Source organism: Antarctobacter albus (assembly GCF_900101505.1).
GTDB classification, from domain to species: domain Bacteria; phylum Pseudomonadota; class Alphaproteobacteria; order Rhodobacterales; family Rhodobacteraceae; genus Antarctobacter; species Antarctobacter albus.
The window spans coordinates 18978-35824 of sequence record NZ_FMZI01000025.1 but is presented as its reverse complement, the minus strand read 5'-3'; the positions used below and the strand labels follow the sequence as shown (position 1 = coordinate 35824).

12 protein-coding genes are annotated in these 16847 nt (G+C 65.4%); 8 read left to right on the top strand and 4 right to left on the bottom strand.

The genetic code is table 11. From position 1 onward, the window contains the following. From BLQ71_RS24985 to BLQ71_RS24975, 4 genes are all read left to right on the top strand, one after another. On the top strand, window positions 1–323 hold a 323-nt coding region (locus tag BLQ71_RS24985; RefSeq protein ID WP_074623335.1), incomplete at its 5' end, for an IS5/IS1182 family transposase. Window positions 324–336: 13 nt separating this feature from the next. Beyond that, window positions 337–582 carry a type II toxin-antitoxin system death-on-curing family toxin gene (locus tag BLQ71_RS27110; protein WP_083342373.1) on the top strand — a complete coding sequence of 82 codons (246 nt, stop codon included), beginning with the start codon at window positions 337–339 and terminating at the stop codon, window positions 580–582. Between the two features lie 372 nt (window positions 583–954). Continuing rightward, window positions 955–1128 carry a hypothetical protein gene (locus BLQ71_RS26540; protein ID WP_088702500.1) on the top strand — a complete coding sequence of 58 codons (174 nt, stop codon included), beginning with the start codon at window positions 955–957 and terminating at the stop codon, window positions 1126–1128. 171 nt (window positions 1129–1299) lie between these two features. Then, a complete protein-coding gene (locus BLQ71_RS24975; RefSeq protein WP_367888668.1) occupies window positions 1300–2037 on the top strand; it encodes a hypothetical protein in 738 nt (245 codons plus the stop codon). Here BLQ71_RS24975 and BLQ71_RS24970 read toward each other — a convergent pair. Continuing rightward, a complete protein-coding gene (locus BLQ71_RS24970; protein ID WP_043144919.1) occupies window positions 2034–2438 on the bottom strand; it encodes a c-type cytochrome in 405 nt (134 codons plus the stop codon). The genes BLQ71_RS24975 and BLQ71_RS24970 overlap by 4 nt on opposite strands. Window positions 2439–2560: 122 nt before the next feature. Here BLQ71_RS24970 and BLQ71_RS24965 point away from each other — a divergent pair, with 122 nt between their 5' ends. Continuing rightward, on the top strand, window positions 2561–3259 hold the full coding sequence (locus tag BLQ71_RS24965) for a DUF1194 domain-containing protein (RefSeq protein WP_074623666.1): 699 nt from the start codon (window positions 2561–2563) through the stop codon (window positions 3257–3259). Between the two features lie 9 nt (window positions 3260–3268). Here BLQ71_RS24965 and BLQ71_RS24960 read toward each other — a convergent pair whose 3' ends face one another. After that, the gene (locus tag BLQ71_RS24960) at window positions 3269–4753 is read right to left on the bottom strand and encodes a hypothetical protein (RefSeq protein ID WP_074623665.1); all 1485 of its coding nucleotides are present in this window, start codon (window positions 4751–4753) and stop codon (window positions 3269–3271) included. A 269-nt stretch (window positions 4754–5022) separates the two neighbouring features. Between BLQ71_RS24960 and BLQ71_RS24955 the strand changes: the two genes are divergently transcribed. Then, window positions 5023–7056: a S8/S53 family peptidase gene (locus BLQ71_RS24955; protein WP_074623664.1), complete on the top strand. Its 2034-nt coding sequence runs from the start codon at window positions 5023–5025 to the stop codon at window positions 7054–7056. A gap of 7 nt (window positions 7057–7063) precedes the next feature. Here BLQ71_RS24955 and BLQ71_RS24950 read toward each other — a convergent pair whose 3' ends face one another. Further along, window positions 7064–8170 carry a phosphatase PAP2 family protein gene (locus tag BLQ71_RS24950; RefSeq protein WP_083342372.1) on the bottom strand — a complete coding sequence of 369 codons (1107 nt, stop codon included), beginning with the start codon at window positions 8168–8170 and terminating at the stop codon, window positions 7064–7066. A 153-nt stretch (window positions 8171–8323) separates the two neighbouring features. On the opposite strand from BLQ71_RS24950, the gene BLQ71_RS24945 reads away from it, so the two are divergent. Together BLQ71_RS24945 and BLQ71_RS24940 are read left to right on the top strand one after the other, a co-directional pair. Then, window positions 8324–9934 (top strand): AfsR/SARP family transcriptional regulator, encoded by a 1611-nt coding sequence (locus tag BLQ71_RS24945; RefSeq protein ID WP_074623663.1) that lies wholly within the window; start codon window positions 8324–8326, stop codon window positions 9932–9934. A gap of 309 nt (window positions 9935–10243) precedes the next feature. Continuing rightward, window positions 10244–15271 (top strand): Hint domain-containing protein, encoded by a 5028-nt coding sequence (locus BLQ71_RS24940; RefSeq protein ID WP_074623662.1) that lies wholly within the window; start codon window positions 10244–10246, stop codon window positions 15269–15271. A gap of 36 nt (window positions 15272–15307) precedes the next feature. On the opposite strand, the gene BLQ71_RS24935 is transcribed toward BLQ71_RS24940, so the two are convergent. Further along, the gene (locus BLQ71_RS24935; RefSeq protein WP_074623661.1) at window positions 15308–16555 is read right to left on the bottom strand and encodes a lytic murein transglycosylase; all 1248 of its coding nucleotides are present in this window, start codon (window positions 16553–16555) and stop codon (window positions 15308–15310) included. Window positions 16556–16847 lie beyond the last annotated feature (292 nt).

Sequence of the window (16847 nt, the reverse complement as noted above, 5' to 3'; positions counted from 1 at the left end):
GTCCCGTCAGCGATTACGTCGGGGCGCGTGCGCTCGTCAGCGGGCTGCCCAACGTGAAATGGCTTCTCGGAGACCGTGGCTACGATGCCGACTGGTTCAGAGAAGCTTTGCAGGACAAGAAGATACGCCCCTGCATCCCGGGCCGGAAGAAACGGAAGACGCCGGTAAAGTATGACAAACGGCGATACAAACGCCGTAATCGCATCGAGATCATGTTCGGCAGGCTCAAGGACTGGCGGCGCGTTGCGACACGCTACGACCGATGCCCGCAGACCTTCTTCTCGGCGATAGCTCTCGCCGCGACCGTCATCTTCTGGCTTTGAGGGAGAACGAGTCCTGAGCCTAGGGCGCCCCTATCATGACTATCATCGACCAATTCACAAGAAGGCGGCAGCTTTATTGCATGGCGTCGCCACGTCGCACGGTTTCGTCGATGCGAACAAGCGAACAGCTTGGCTACTCACCGATTTGCTTGTCGAGTGCAGTGGCTGCAGCTTGGAGCTTCAAGAGGACGATGCCATCGACGATTTGGTGGTCAATGTCGTCCCTGGCGACATGAGTGAAAGCCAATTGGCGCAGTGAATAAGAGCTCGGCTAGTCCGCTCAAGGTGAAACCAACATCTGAATGCACGATCGTTGAAGTGACTGGTCCCAGGGTGGATTTCCCCCAGTAATATCGGGATCGACCCCGTAGTCCGCCTTACCTACCAGCCCGCTTTAGGGCGGGGTTCACCCCGCCAACCCGTGTGGGCAAACCACTCAGCCTTCGCCAACTATATTTCCCCCTCACCCATCCAACCCCTTGCATGTCGCCCGCGCCCGCACACATCATTAATTGCATCCTGCAAGATGCCTCATCGGTGACATCGCCCTGACATGTGTCAGGCAACCCTGCCCCCTCTGAGCGTCCACCCGCCCGGCATTCCGCCGCGCGGTGTCGAAAGAGGTACTCCAATGTCCAAGGAAAAGAACCGCGGCAACCGCGAAGCGAAGAAACCCAAGAAGGAAAAGATCAAGGTGCTGGCCACCTCGAACAGCAACGCCGGCAAGGACCCGGTGATCGGCGGCAAGGCTGTGAGCGGCGGGCCCAGCGGCAAATCCGGCGGCAAGGCCGCGCGCGCACACTGACCGGCGCGAAACCCATCGGGTGCGTGTCCCCACGCACCCGTCACGAACACTGCGGACCCTGGATTCCACCACGCCCTGTTCGGGACACCTCCCCATCCTGACGGACGGTCATTTGCCGCTGCCGCCGATTACGTCGACACGACCGAAGCCCGACAGGCCCAGGGCAGGCCATTGCTGCTTGCCAAGCGACCCGCCCCCGGCCAATCTCACATCATGCGCATTGCCCTCTTTGCCCTTTTGATCCTGACAGCCTGCGGCCGCTCGGCCACGCCGAACGAAACCGCTTTTCTGCGGGCCTTTCACGGCGACGACATCGACCCGAAACGAATCCGCTTGATCGATGGCAACCCTGCGGGCGCCGTGACCTATGACATCCCCGTTCGCCCTCGCACCACCTGCCAGGAACGCATCTGGCCCCCGATCACCAAGACCCGCACGGTGACGGTATCACCGGCGGCCACCGTGCTGTTCAACAAGGTGCTGCTGCGGGATGACGTGTACAGGGAAGACTTCCTGGCCGGCTACCCAGACCGGATCGATCTGTTCGATGCGATGCTCTTTGCCCATGAGGCGACCCATGTCTGGCAGTGGCAGAACCGCAAGCTGACCGGCTACCACCCGCTCAAGGCGGCGCAGGAACACAGTGCCTCGAATGACCCTTATCTTTTCGACACCGAGGCAACGCGCGATTTCCTGTCCTTCGGCTATGAACAGCAGGGCAGCATCGTCGAGGAATACGTCTGTTGCCGCCTGCTGGACCCGAACGCGCCCCGCACCGCACGGCTGCGGGGAATGATCGGGAAATACATGCCCGTAGACCGGCTGGACGCGGCGATTGACCGGCCCACCGTGATTCTGCCCTGGAAAGGGGCGCAGACGACGGGCATCTGCCGCAGGACCGGCGGCTAGTCCTGCTCGATCCGTTGCAGTTCCAACAGGTAGGCGACCAGATCCACCACCGGCTGAGATGTCAGGATCGGCTGACCCGCCTGTGTCTTCATCGGAACGTCGAATGACCGTTCGAAGAAATCGCCGAAGACCGGCATCGGTGAGCCATGCGCCACCAGCGGATCACGTCCGTCGATCCGCTGGACGACCCGCGCCAGGGGAAAGACGCCTCCGTTCTGGATCGTAAGTTCGGTCAGGTTGGTGGGTGGGATCGTCAGGACACCGGCCATCGGCCCGTCCCCCTTGCCTTCCAACCCGTGGCAGGTGGCGCAATGGGTGTAGAAATGCGCGCGTCCGATGTCGGCGTCCTGGGCGAAGGCGGGCGCGGCCATCAGGCTCAGCAGGGCAAGGCGGGCGATCATGGCGTATCCTCCTGGTCAGCAATGCCGCGACTGTGCCACAGCGCGACAGGCAGGAACATGACGCTGGTCAATATGGGCAAGGCGTTGCCCCGCCCTATCTGGATGCCAAACGGAGGGTAGCGATGCGGATGATCCTGGTGATGATGCTGGTCTGGGCCGGGGTGGCACAGGCCCAGGACACGGACCTTGAACTGGTGCTGCTGGCGGATGCCTCGGGCAGCATCGACCAGCGGGAAATCCAGTTTCAGCGACAGGGTTACGCAGAGGCGATCACCGACCCCGAGGTGCTGACCGCCATCGCGAACACCGCTTACGGACATATCGCCGTGACCTACGTGGAATGGGCCGCGAACCAGGCCGTCGTTGCCGACTGGACGCTGATCGACGGGCCAGAGAGCGCCGCGGGATTCGCCGCAGAGTTGATGGGCAAGCCACGCCAGGCCTACGGGCGCAACGCGATCGGCGCCGCGCTGGACGAGGCGCTGCGCCTGATGGACAGCAATGAATTCGACGGCTGGCGACGGGTGATCGACTTTTCCGGCGACAGCGTAAATTCCTACTCCGGCCCGCCAATTGCCGAGGCCCGCGAAAGGGTGCTGGCCGCGGGTGTCACGATCAACGCCCTGCCGATCCTGCGCCCGGGCGATCCGGGCCGCGCGCATGGCGGACTCGAGGCGCTGTATTCCGAACGTATCATCGGCGGGCCAGGCGCTTTTGTCGTCACCGCCGAAAGCCGCGAGAGTTTTGCCGAAGCGGTCAAGCGCAAGCTGATCCTCGAAATCTCGGGCAGCATGCCGGGCAGAGCGCTTGCCCGGCGCTGACCGGCGCCCCTAGCTGACCGCCGTCAAATGTGCCGCCGGGTGGCCCGCCTCCTGCGGCCAGGCAATCGGCTCGGCATCGCGGCGCAATTCGGCATACCCTCGTCCGAACCGGCGCGGATGCGAAACCAGTTGCAGGCTTTGGCCGTCGAAATCGCGAAGGCCCATCTGCGCACTGCGGTTGTCCTGTTCCAAGCGGTCGCGCAGCAGGTGCAGGGCAATGGCCTGCCCCAGGCGCAGATCCTGGATGTTCTCGGCCGGGAAATATCCGCCGGTGACGCACCGCATCAGCCCGATATTCGCCGCCAGACGGTCGGTTTGATCCTCCAGCGCCAGCACGGGGCCGCCCTGCCCCACTGCCTGCAACTGGGTCCGCCGCGACGTGTCGAAGACGGCCTTGACCAGCGTAGCCAGAACGCCCGCGACAACCGCATGGGCGCCCAGGTCGGAGGGTGTCAAATGCTGACGCTCGGGGCCGGCCAAGGGCAGGAAGAGCGACGCCTCGAACCGCTGCGGCCCGCGCCGCGCGCGGTTCGCCCGGCTGACCCAGTGAACCAGGTTGGGGGCGGCACTCACGAGTTCCTCTGCCGCCGCACGATGGGTATCGCTTTCCGGGGCAGAGACGCCCTCTTCGCTGCCCAACCAGACGGTCATCCGCGCCGCCGTGACCGCCGGGCGCGGCATCCGGCCCTTTTCCGAGACCTGGGCACGGGCAAACCGGCTGGCAAGCGCCTCGCCCTCTGCCATCAGCGCAAAGAGGCGCGACCCGGTCCACGTGCCGGGCAGACCCGGTGCCATGTTCGTCCCCCGTGCCAACGCAACCAGCGTGGCGTTGTGAAAGGGACGCGCGGGCGGCGTTCGGTGCAGCGTCTCGGCGCGATCCCCCAGGCTGGGGTCCTGCTGCGGGCGCACCGCCGCCCAGGGCAGGCGCAGACCGGCCTGGCTGTGCTCGGCACACCAGCCGATCCATTCCGACATCGCCGCCTCTTCGGTCGGCCAGACACCGGGCTCGCGCTTGGGATGCGGCTCCATTTGGTCACTGTCCCAGAATGCCGAAAGAACCGGACCGCCACCGCGCAAGACAACACCGCCCCGCAAGAGGGTTTCCAGCGTCAGCTGGAAATCCGCGTTGCAGCGAAGGGCCCGGCGCTGGCTGGCCCCCATCTGGCCCGGTTGCACGTCCGGCGATCTGTCCGGTCCTGTCCCGGCAAGCGGCACGCGCGCATCGAACCAGCTGAGATTGCGCAACTCGCAGAGCAGTTCATGCATCGTGAACCGGGTGGCCCCGTCGATCCTGACGGCGCAATGCGGGTCCTGCAGCGCCTCGGCGCGTAGATCCTGAACCAGCCCCAGGGCAAAGAGCTCCGCCATGTCGGCGGCCAGCTCCGGCGCCGACAGGTCGGGCGGCACAGGCATCGCGATCCGGTCCCGAAGCGACCTGCCCCGACCGTCCCCGTCGATCACACCGAACCTTGTCGCGGTCCCGTTGCGTTTCATGGTCTTTCCCCCAGCCCGAAGCATACTGTTGCACGACTTGACCGTACGTTAACCCGACCATGCACATGCCCCCGTGAACGGATCGCAAATGCTGCGCAATTCGCGCGTGAAACACGCATGAAAACCCGCTGAAAACTCGCGGCGTGCTTATCCGGTTGGCGTGAATTCTGCGCAAACCCGACAGGCACCGATCCCACTTCCTTGACCGGTGAGTGAAAAAGACCTTTGCTGACCCGGCGGATTTCGCGTGCAGGATCAGGGGGATCGACATGGGATACAGCTGGACGGATGCCAGAGAGCACGCGTTTCGCGATGCCTGTCTTGACTGGTCACGCCTCATCGGGCTGCGCCGCGACATGCTACCGCCGATGCCCCCGGACCGCGGGCCCGATTACGCGCCGCTTTTTGTGCATCTGCACTCGACCGATGACATGCAGGCCGCGCGCCGCCGTCTGCGCGATCTCGTGGGGCAGCAGGACTCGCCCCTGCGGATGGACGATACCGAACTTGCGGCGCTTGTTGCGCGCATCGACGATCCGCAGGCGCACCCGAACCTGCCGGACAGCTACATGCTGTACCGGCGCATCGGCACGGCGGACAGCCTGCATGACGACCTGTTCGAGGTGATCGACTCGGGCTGCCCGGTTCAGCTGGCGAACGATCCGATGCCGCCGGAACCCGCCGGGGCGGTGCCGCCCTCACCCACACCGGGCGCGCCGATCGTCGCAATCATCGACGACGGCATCGGCTTTCTCAATGCGCGTTTCTGCCGGGGCACCGCCCCAAGGCGCACGCGGTTTCACGCCCTCTGGCTGCAGGCGCTGGAACAACAAGCCCGGACCCCCAAAGGCACGCTGGCGGGGCGTATCCTGGACACTGCGGAAATCGACGACCTGCTGGCGCGCGGCGACGAAAGCACAACCTACGCCGCGCTGAACGCCGCGATCTACCCCGACAGGACCCGCGACGAGACCGGGTTTGCCACCACCCACGGCACCCATGTCCTTGACCTGGCCGCCGGGGCCGATCCCGAGAATGCCGATGACCCGGCGCGCGACTGGCCTCTGTTGGGCGTTCAATTGCCCCCCGAAAGCATCGACGACACCTCTGGCACCTGGGTCGAAAGCTACCTGGTCATGGGTCTGCGCTGGATCCTGCGGCAGGCCGCCAGGGTGGACGCCACGGCGCCCGTCATCGTGAACGTCTCGCTGGGCGTGTTGGCAGGTCCCAAGGACGGCACGCATTTCGTCGAACACCAGATGGCCCGCGAGGCGCAAACCTGGGAAGAGGTCACCGGCCAGCCGGTTCGGCTGGTCTGGGCCTTTGGCAACAGCTATCGCAGCAGCCAGGTCGCGCGGCTCACCCCCACCGAGGTCCCCGCGCAACTTGACTGGCGTGTGCAGCCCGATGACGAAACCGCCAGCTTCATCGAGATCCATTGTCGGAACGGTGCGTCTGCCGACCTGCAGCTGGGGCTGACCGCCCCCGATGGCACGACCTCGGGTCTGGCCCAGCTGCAGCCGGGCGAGATCCGGTCGCTCGAACGGGAGGACGGCGCAGCGCTGGCCCGCGTCTATCATGTGCCCGCGCGCAAACGCGACAAGCAGACCGAACAACAGGCATATTACGTTCTGGCCCTGGCCCCCACGCGCGGCCAGAAGGCCGGAGAGCCGGAGGCCCCCGCCGGGGCCTGGATCGTTTCGCTGCAAGGCTCGGGCGAGGTGCTGGTGCAGGTCCAGCGCGACGATGCTATCCGCGGGTCGGAAGTGCGCGGACGGCAAAGCTACCTCGACCATCCCGCCGCCTACGATTGGGACGAAAGCCGCGCGGGCTATGTCGCCCCCGGCGCCGGTCCGATCAGCGATGAGGGGTGTCACAATGCCTATGTCGCGGCGGACTGCCGGCAGGTGTTCAGCGTAGGCGCCGCACAGGCATCGGCCTGGACAGCCTCGTCAGAGGTCGGGAACTATCGCCCCGCGCCCTACAGCGGCGAGGGCGCATCGTGGTCCCAGCCCGGACCCAGTGTCGCCGCCAGAATTGGCACCGGGCCGTTTTCGGCGGGTATCCGGGCATCCGGAACGCTGAGCGGCAGCACGCGGCGGCTGGCGGGGACCAGCGCCGCAGCGGGCCGCCTGACGCGCGCCCTGGCCCTGTCGTCGACCCGGATCGTCGCCAATGCCCAGAACCCGACGTCGACCCGGCTGGAGGACATCGATCCGGCCTGCCTGGTGCCGACCGGCACGCGGGACTCGCGGCTGGGTGAGGCGGTAGTGGAATTGCCGGACGCCCTGCCCGCCAGCTAGACGCCGGTCACCACTCGTCCTTGGCCTCGTCCCACATCTTGGCCAGCCATCCGGGCACCAGCCCCGTCGGCAGGGACAAGGTGCCCGAGGCGATTTCTTGCCCGTTGTCCAATGCCTCGGCCATGCGCGCCAGGGTAAAGTCCCCGTCGTAGCCCGCGCCGTGGAACACGCGCGTCCGGGTCTGCGGCGTTCCTTCCAGCAGGTTGATCAGCGCCTCGGCGACGGTCACGCCCAGCACCGCCCCGGCCATGCTGTCGGTGGGGAAATGCACGCCCGCGACCGTTCGGTTCATCGCGATCCGTTCGGCGTGGCGGTACAACTCACTGCCCGCCTTGATCTGCTCGACCGGATCGACCGGCGCGTTCAGGAACAGCCGAGACAGCAGCGTGGCGCAGGCAAAGGCCTCTGTCGCATGGCCCGAGGGCCACGAACCATGCCCCGGCGTCTGGATCAGCGGCTGTACCTTGCGGGACATGGCGATGGGGCGGGCCACGTCGAACCCGTGTTTGAAGGGCATCTCGATCACGGTGCAAAGCCGCAACATTGCCTGGTTCAGCGCCAGCGTCCACTTGGTGGCGTCCGGCGCCATGTAACCGACGAGGCCGAAAAAGCTCTGGATATCGCCGGTCTGCATGATGATCTCGTTCAGGCGATCCCCGCGCAGGTCGGCGTAGGTCCGCAGGTAATGCAGCTGCTTGTCCGCGAGGAACGTGCTGGTCGGCGCTTCGAGCGTGACCAGCGGGTCATCCCCCAGCGCCACCGTGCCCGTCGCAGGCTTGCTCTTGGCCACGGGCTCCAGCGTGACCTTGAACAGCCCTTGCAGGCAGGCATCCATCACGGCACGCCGGGGTCCCGTCGCCATCGCGGTGAGCGCGTCCCAGCCGCTGCGGCCGTCCTGTTTCGGGACACGGTCCGCCGTGCCGTCCCAGTAGCCCACGGTTCCGTCCCGCGCCTGGCCCAGGGCGGCACTGGCAAAGGTGTTGTCCGGCCCCGCCTGCGAGTTTTCCGCCGCCTGGCTGTTCTGCGAATTCTGCGAGTTCTGGGAATTTTGCGAATTCTGACTGTTTTGGGAATTCTGCGAGTTCTGCGAATTGTAGAGACCGGAAACGGGCATGACATCCTCATGAAATTTTGGGCGGAGTTTTTGGCACTGCCTGCCACAGGTCAAAGCCTAACTGCCAATAGGGGCAATCGTTAACGGAAATTTCACGTCCGTTGCCGCGCTGTCACGGCGGTGCTAGATTTTCGCAAGTTGCGAGGAGAGCGCATGGCAGGGCCTGCATCCCAGAGGATCACCATCACCGTGCTCGGGCCTTTCCTGGTCCGGGATGCGGACGGCGCTGCGCTGCCCATCAAGGGGGCCAAGAACCAGGCGCTGCTGGCGATGCTGGCGCTCAGCCCCGATATGACCCGCCCGCGCCGCTGGCTGGAAGACAAGCTGTGGTCGACTTTCGGCCCCGAACAGGCCAGCGCCAACCTGCGTCAGGCCCTGTCCAAGTTGCGCAATGCACTTGGCCCGGCGGCCGATTTGATCCGGGCGGACAGGTCTTCGGTCACGCTGGACCGGCGCGCCGTCACCGTCGACCTGCACGAAGAGGTGGTGCCCGAGGATGACCGCGTCGAGCTGTTGCAGGGCATCGACGTGCGCGACCCCGAGTTCGAGGACTGGTTGCGCCAGGAACGAGCCGCGCTCTTGTCGAAACTGGCCTCGGCCAGCCCGACCGACAGCCGCGGTATCCTGATCAACTGTCGCGCCAGCACGGAGGCGCCGGGACGAGAGAGGATGCTGGGCGAGGTCCTGGCCAACCAGATCGGCGAGAACATCGCCGAGCAGGTCCGCGCATGGCGACAATCGGATTCGGACATGCCCCTGCCCGAGGGCGCCCCGGTCAGCGACGTGTCCGTCAGCACCCAGTTGATGGAAAATGGCGACGGCGGACACGCGCTGTTCATCAAGGCCACGCATCAGCCAAGCGCGCGCATCCTCTATTCCAAGCTGCAACAACTGGATCGGCTCGAGGACATCCTGAGCGCGGAAATCGACGTCTCGCGCACCGTCTTCGAGGCCGCCGACCAGATCATCGGCAAGCTGCCGCATGTGCTGGAAAAGGACCGCCCCGAAACGCGGGCGACGGCACTGTCCCGCCTTGGGCTCTACCGGATGTTTTCCTTCGAGAAAGACGCCCTGCGCGAGGCCTACGGGCTGATGGACCAGGCCTTTCGCCGCGATGAAAACGGAATTTACCTGGCCTGGGCCAGCATGATCCGGCTGACCCAGATGATGGAACTGGCCGAAGACGACCAGGAGGGCCTCCTCGAAGAGGCCGTCGACCTGCATTACCGCGCGATGGAGCTGAGCCCGGACAACGTGCTGGTCCATGCGATCATCTCCAAGGTCCGCGGCACCGCACTGGGCGATACCGCCGGTGTACTGGACCTTGCGCAGAACGCGGTCGAACGGAACCCGGCCAACGCCTTTGCCTGGAAATCCCTGTCCGAGGCGCTGATCCTGTCGGGCGACATGGAAGGCGGATTCACCGCCTCGGAACGGGCCTGCCGGATCGCGCGGACGTCGCCGTTCAAACACTATTGGGACACCGGCCACTGTATCGTGGCCATTGCCTGCAACCGCCCGCAGGAGGCGATCGAGGCCGGCGAGGCAGCGGTGCGCTCTGCCCCCTTGTCCCGGCCCGGCCACCGTCACCTGCTGGCGCTTTATGCGCTGGAGGGTCAGTTGGACAAGGCCCAGGCCGTGGCAGAGAAACTGGCCAAGATCGAGCCGGGGTTCTCGCTGGACAGGCTGGTGAACGACGACAGCTACCCGGTGCGCACGCTGCGCAACAAGGGCCTGCTGGAACCGATCCGCGCGCTGCTGTGACACGCGTCGATCCCCCTCACAGCCGCCCCGGGCTGTCGTCAAAAGCCTGACTGAGCGTTTTCCCGCCAGAGACAATCCCGACGGCTTGCAACGAATTCCCCCCCTGCTCGCCGAACAATTGCGGCCGGATCAAGGCCGAAAGGCGATCTTAACCCCACGCCGTCTATCAAACGGGGCATCAATTCCCTTGTTCCGGCCCACTCCGGCCACATTCCTGCGGTCTTTGATGTCAAGCGCTAAGCGCCGACAATTTTCCGCGGAACGGGGCCATTTGAAGGGACCCATTCGGTAAAGGCAAGGATCGCTGGCATGGCGACGTACATTGTTACGGCTTCGAACTGGAATTCACCCTTCTTCTGGGGCAACGTCTACCAGAGCAGTGCGGGCCACACGCTGGATTTCTCGAACTTGGGCTCGAACTACTCGGTGTCCTACAACGCCGGGGTCGGCGAACTGCAGATTTCCAACGGCTCGACCACCTATACCGTCGGCGACATCTGGCACAGCGGCTTTCCGGACGCGCGGCTCGGTGGAGGCACGCAGTTCGAATCCTTCACCAACATGATCCTACCCGAGGGGTCAGATTCCTATGCCGGCAGCGACCGCGGCGAGAACATCGACCTTGGTGGCGGCACCGACACTGTCTTTTCGCTGGATGGCAACGACACGGTCAGCGGGATCGACGGCGATGATTTCGTCAACCTGGGTGACGGCGCGGACATCGCAAGTGCCACCGGCGGCAACAACACGCTGATCGGCGGCGACGGCAATGACACGCTTGGCTCGGACACGGGATCGGACGTGCTGCATGGCGGCACGGGCGACGACGTGATCGACGCCCTGGGCGGCGACAACACCATCGACGGCGGGACCGGTGCCGACAGCATCACCACCGGCGCGGGCGCAGACGTGATCACCGGCGGGTCCGGCCAGGACACCATCAGCGCGGGCGATGGCGACGACGTGATCTATGGTGACGGCAGCGACGTGGGTGCCAGCGCGGGCACCCTGTCCTCTTTCGATTTCACCGCGATCAGCGAAACCGGCGACGCCGGCACCGGCGTCGTGGGCATGTATGCCGTCTACGACAACATCGGTGTCACGGATGAAGGCATCGTCGTTCAGGCCCGGTTGACGATTCTGGACGCGGACGATCCAAACATCCAGATCGAGTTCAACGACAACTCGGTCTACATCAACCGCGATGCCGCCGCCGAGGCAGGCACCGGCGTTACCCTGGGGTTCGAGTTCTATGACCAGGCCACCGGTGAGCCGATCAAGATCACCGGCACGTTCACCTTCCAGGACATCGACACCACCGCCGAAAGCGTGACCGCGCAGACGGCAGACGTGGAAAGCCTGGGCCTCTCCTCTGCCAGCACCAACCTGACTGCCACCGACGACGGCGAGGAACTGGGCGCGCAATCCGACAGCACCAGTTCCGACAACGTGGACCAAAGTCACTGGGCCCAGTTCAGCTATTCCGAACAACAGGAACTGGTCTTTGTCGTGACCTCTCGCGGCGCCGGGACAAACTATGCCTTCACGACCACGGGTTTCACCGACGCGCCGACCGTCGTTTCCGCCACCCCGGAAACACAGGATGACCTGATCGACGCCGGCGCGGGCGATGACCTGGTCTATGGCATGGCGGGCAAGGACACTCTGACCGGTGGCACTGGCCAGGACACGCTGCACGGCGGGGCAGATGCGGATTCGATCGATGGCGGCGCCGACGCCGACGTGATCGTCGTGACCGATGGGTTTGGTGCCGACGTGATCCGCGGTGGCGAGGCCGTCAGCACCGGCACCGATTTTGACACGCTGGATTTCTCGGACATGAGCGTCGGCATCGACGTGACCATGACCGGCGACGAAGCCGGGACCGCGACGGACAGCACCGATACGCTAAGCTTTGCCGAAATCGAACGCCTGACACTGACTGATCAGGATGACGATTTCTTTGCCCAGTATGGCCCGGCCAACGCGGGCATCACGGTCGATGGCGGCGCCGGGAACGACTCCATCGTCGGCACGCAGGCCGACGACGTGATCGACGGCGGCACCGACAATGACACGCTGCGCGGCGGCGATGGTGCAGACACGATCACGGGGGGCGCCGGCGACGACAGCCTCTATGGCAACGAAGGCGGCGACTCTATTTCCGGGGGCGCGGGCAGCGACTCGATCTATGGCGAGACCGGGGACGATTATGTGTCCGGCGGCGAGGGAGACGACACGGTCGAGGGCAACGAAGGCGACGACACACTTTATGGTGGCGACGGCAACGACTGGATGCGCGGCTCTTTCGGCAACGACGCGCTTTATGGCGGTGCCGGGGACGACTATCTCTGGGGCGGTTGGGGTGACGACACCTTTCACATCGAAAACGGGTTCGGCAACGACACCGTGGACGCCGAGGGCGTGGATGAAACCGACGGCGACGTGCTGGATCTGTCGGCCGTCACCGACGACCTGACCGTCGACCTGACCCATGTGAACCCCGAGATCGGCACCGTCACCGACGGGGCCGACACGCTGAACTTCAACGACATCGAAACCATCGTCTTGGGCTCCGGCAAGGATAGGCTGGTGCTTGGCAACAGCTCTGGCGAAGACATCGTGACGGGCTTTGCCGCGCCGACGGACCTGGGCGGTGGCGCCTACGCGGGCAATGACATGCTGGACGTGTCGGGGATGACCGATGCGGGTGGCGATCCAGTCAACGTGGCGGACGTGACCGTGACCGATACCATCGGCGACGGTTCCGGGGACGCGATCCTGTTCTTTCCCAACGGCGAAAAACTGATCCTCGTGGGCGTCAGCGCCTCGGCCGTCTCTTCCCCGGAACAACTGATCGCGATGGGCATTCCCCCCGTGCCCCCTGATTACGTCGTCTCAGGCGGCATCGGCGATGACCTGATAAACGACGTCTACACCGGCGACCCCGAAGGCGACCGGATCGACAATGCCGACAACGCCACCGGGGACGATGACGACGTTGTCCTCGCGGGGGCTGGCGACGATACGATCGACGCGGGCGCCGGTGACGACACCGTCTACGGCGAGGCCGGAGATGATGAGATCTTCCTCGACGCCTCGCTGGACAACGACAGCATCATCGGCGGCGAAACCGGAGAGACCGAAGGCGACCGGATCAACTTCTCGGCCATTTCGGACGACATCACTGTCACCTTCACCGGCGAAGAGGCCGGCACGCTTACTGACGGCATCAGCACGACCCAGTTCGCCGAGATCGAACGTTTCCAGATGGGCACCGGCAACGACAGCGTGATCGGCTCGGGCGGTGCCGAGCACATCATCGGCAACTACGGTGACGACACGATCCTGGCCGGCGGCGGCGACGACGCCATCTTTTCCGGGTTCGACAATGACAGCGTGTCCGGCGGCGATGGCAACGACAGCCTGCTGACCTCGTCCGGCGCCGACACTGTCGACGGCGGGGCGGGCGATGACACCATCGACGTCGGCGCCGGCGACGGTGAAACCGACGTGGTTGTGCTGGCGGACGGGTCGGGCGACGATGTCCTGTCCAGTTTCGAGACCCCGACCGACTTGGGCGGCGGCGCCTACGCGGGCAATGACCTGCTGGACGTCAGCGCGTTGACGGACCTGTCCGGGAACCCCGTCTCGACGGAGGACGTGACCGTGACCGACACCGTGGGCGACGGTTCGGGCCATGCGATCCTGACCTTCCCCAACGGCGAAAGCATCACGCTGGTCGGTGTTCCCGTCGCCGAGCTGCAAAGCCCCGAACAACTGGCCGCGATGGGCATCCCGCTGTTCACCGGCGACTTTATCGTCGAGGGTACTGCCCTGGGCGAAACCATCGACGCCGGCTATTCGGGCGACCCCGACGGCGATTTCATCGACAATGGCGACGGCATCGGCGGCTCGCAGGACGACACCGTCCTTGCCTACGGCGGCGACGACATCGTGCAGGCGGGCCTGGGCGACGACAGTGTTCTGGGCGGCGCGGGCAAGGATACCCTGGACGGCGGCGCCGGGGCCGACACGCTGGAAGGCGGCGATGGCGCAGATGTCCTTTTGGGCGGCGCCGGCGACGATCTCTTGTCCGGTGGCGCCGACGAAGACCGGATAGTCCTGCAGGACGGCTTTGGCGCCGACACGATTTCCGGCGGAGAGACCGTCACCACAGGCAACGACGAGGATACGCTGGATGCCTCGGCCCTGCCCGGCGCGGTCACCGTGACCTATTCGGGCGACGAGGCCGGCACCATCAGCGATGGCACCGACAGCGCCGAATTCTCGGAAATCGAGGCGCTGACCCTTGGTGGTGGAGACGATACCGTCGACGGAACCCTGGACAGCACGGGGATGACCGTTTTTGCCGATGGCGGTGACGACAGCCTGATTGGCGGCAGCGGGAACGACACGCTGGATGGCGGCACCGGGGCCGACACCCTCATTGGCGGTGTGGGCGCCGACAGCCTGACCGGCGGCGATGGCGCCGACACGTTCACCCTTGGGTCGGGCGATTTCGCCTCCGGCGACGGTGGGGATGATGTCTTCAACGCCAGCGCGGATGACATGAACGGCGCCCATCTCACCGTGACCGGCGGCGAAAGCGGAGAGACCGCAGGCGACACGCTCAACATCACCGGCCCGGCCAAGATCACCATGACCGGTGCGGAATCCGGCAAGGTCGAATGGCTGGACGGGTCCACCCTGACCTTCTCAGAAATCGAGAACGTCAATTACACGCCCTGTTTCACGCCCGGCACCCTGATCAAGACCAACAAGGGCGAGGTCGACGTGGCCGACATTACCCCCGGTGTCCGTGTGTTGACCCGCGACAACGGCTACAAGCGCGTACTCTGGGCAGGGGCCAAGACGATCGGCGCCGCAGACCTGGCGGCGACACCGGACCTGCGCCCGGTCCGGATCGAGGCAGGGGCGCTGGGACGAGGTGTGCCGGAACGCGACATGCTGGTGTCCCCGCAGCACCGGGTGGTGATGGCCGGCGCCGCGATCGAACTTCTGTTCGGCGAGGACGAGGTGCTGGTGGCCGCCAGCCACCTGGTCGGCCGCCCCGGTATCACGCGGGTCTGTCCGGTCGAGGGCGTGACCTATGTGCATTTCATGTTCGACGCGCATGAACTGGTCATGTCCGACGGCGCCTGGACCGAGAGCTTTCAGCCCGGCGACCTGTCGCTTGCCGGTCTGGACGCAGGGCCGCGCGCGGAACTGCTGGCACTGTTCCCGGAACTGTCGAATGCGCCCGGACGGGGCGCCTATACCGCCGCGCGGGCCGCGCTCAAGGCGGAACAGGCACGCCTGCTGCTCGCGGCGTGACTGTCCGGCGGCCCCTGCCGGGGCCGCCCGTTTTTTTCAGCCCAGCACTTGCAGCAAGGCGCGCGACGGCTCTCCGGTCACGGCCAGGCCCCTTGACTGCTGGTAGGCTGTGATCGCCGCCTCGGTCTTCTTGCCGATGACCCCGTCCGGGGTGCCCGCGTCGAAACCGGCGCGCGTCAGCCCGCGTTGCAATGCCTTGCGATCCTCCAGCGTCAGCCCGTGCTTGTCGCGGCCAAAGTCGCCCACCAGCGGCCCCGCCCCGTCCAGCCGATCCGCAAGATAGCCGACGGCCAGCCCGTAGTTCTCGGATGGGTTGTAGCGCAGGATCATGTTGAAGTTGTGGAATACGAGAAAGGCAGGCTTTCCCGCGCCCATCGGCGCCAGCACCGCGGCAGTACCGTGATCGGGCAAAGAACCGCCCCGGGCCGGGCGCACGCCCAACTCGCGAAAGCGCGAAACCGCCGCCCGGTTCTTGCGCCCCAGAGGCCCGGAATAGCCCTGCGGCAGGCGGACCTCGATGCCCCAGGGCTGTCCCCTGCGCCATCCCGCGCGGGCCAGGAACCGCGCCGTGGTGGCAAAGGCGTCAATCGGATTGTCCGACCATATGTCGCGTTTACCATCACCGTCGAAATCGACCGAATGCTCCTGGTAGGCGTTCGGGATCAGTTGCGTGTGCCCCATTGCGCCCGCCCAACTGCCCACCAGCTGCTCTGGCCGGGCGTCGCCGGTCTGAACGATTCGCAGGGCATCCATCAGGTTCGACTCGAAGAACCGCCCGCGCCGCCCCTCCCAGGCCAGTGTCGAAGTGGCCGAGATCACCGGGATCTTGCCGCGCTTGGTGCCAAAGTAGCTTTCGACCCCCCAGATCGAGGCCATGACCTTGGCCGGAACGCCGTACTCTGCCTCGACCCTCTGCAGCGCAGCGCGCTGCCTGGCAAACTCGCCCCGACCAAACCGGATCTTGTCCTCTGGCGCGACGATGGCCAGGTAGTCCTCCAGCGTGCGGCTGAATTCGGTCTGGTTGCGGTCACGTTCGATCACGCCCGGCAGAAAGCCCTGTCCGCGAAACGCGCGGTCCAAAGTCGTTTCCGTGATCCCCCTGTCCCGGGCGCGCGCCCGGAACTCTGCGATCCAGCTATCGTAGGCGGGATTGGGCTGCGGGCGCAGCCCCGGTTCCAGCGCCGGGTCGGGTCGCGCCACCTCTGGCAGCCCGCCACCCGGCAAGCATCCCCCCAGCCAGATCGCCGAAGCCCCCAGTGCAAAACCCCGTCTGGAAAGGCGCATGTCCTGTCTCCTGCCCTATTGTTGCGCGCAAGCTAGACCGGCACCCGGGCCAACTGCAACCGCGTGTCAGGCAGGATCCCGCCGAGCACGGGTCAGAGCTGGTTCAACCAGATCCCGGCGCCAATCACCGCAACCAGAACAAGTGGCAGCCACCAGCGGTTCCAGATCGGGGTTGGTCGAAAACAATAGCTGCACGAACTCACACCATAGCGGAGTTGATGATTGCAGCTGCAGCGGAAAATACGAATTTCCTTGACCATGAAACCAACCTCCCAAACCGAGCAAAGAATAG

Coding starts and splice junctions, on each gene's coding strand:
- BLQ71_RS26540 (WP_088702500.1), top strand. CDS start 955: ATGTCCAAGGAAAAGAACCGCGGCAACCGCGAAGCGAAGAAACCCAAG.
- BLQ71_RS24970 (WP_043144919.1), bottom strand. CDS start 2,438: ATGATCGCCCGCCTTGCCCTGCTGAGCCTGATGGCCGCGCCCGCCTTC.
- BLQ71_RS24965 (WP_074623666.1), top strand. CDS start 2,561: ATGCGGATGATCCTGGTGATGATGCTGGTCTGGGCCGGGGTGGCACAG.
- BLQ71_RS24960 (WP_074623665.1), bottom strand. CDS start 4,753: ATGAAACGCAACGGGACCGCGACAAGGTTCGGTGTGATCGACGGGGAC.
- BLQ71_RS24955 (WP_074623664.1), top strand. CDS start 5,023: ATGGGATACAGCTGGACGGATGCCAGAGAGCACGCGTTTCGCGATGCC.
- BLQ71_RS24950 (WP_083342372.1), bottom strand. CDS start 8,170: ATGCCCGTTTCCGGTCTCTACAATTCGCAGAACTCGCAGAATTCCCAA.
- BLQ71_RS24945 (WP_074623663.1), top strand. CDS start 8,324: ATGGCAGGGCCTGCATCCCAGAGGATCACCATCACCGTGCTCGGGCCT.
- BLQ71_RS24940 (WP_074623662.1), top strand. CDS start 10,244: ATGGCGACGTACATTGTTACGGCTTCGAACTGGAATTCACCCTTCTTC.
- BLQ71_RS24935 (WP_074623661.1), bottom strand. CDS start 16,555: ATGCGCCTTTCCAGACGGGGTTTTGCACTGGGGGCTTCGGCGATCTGG.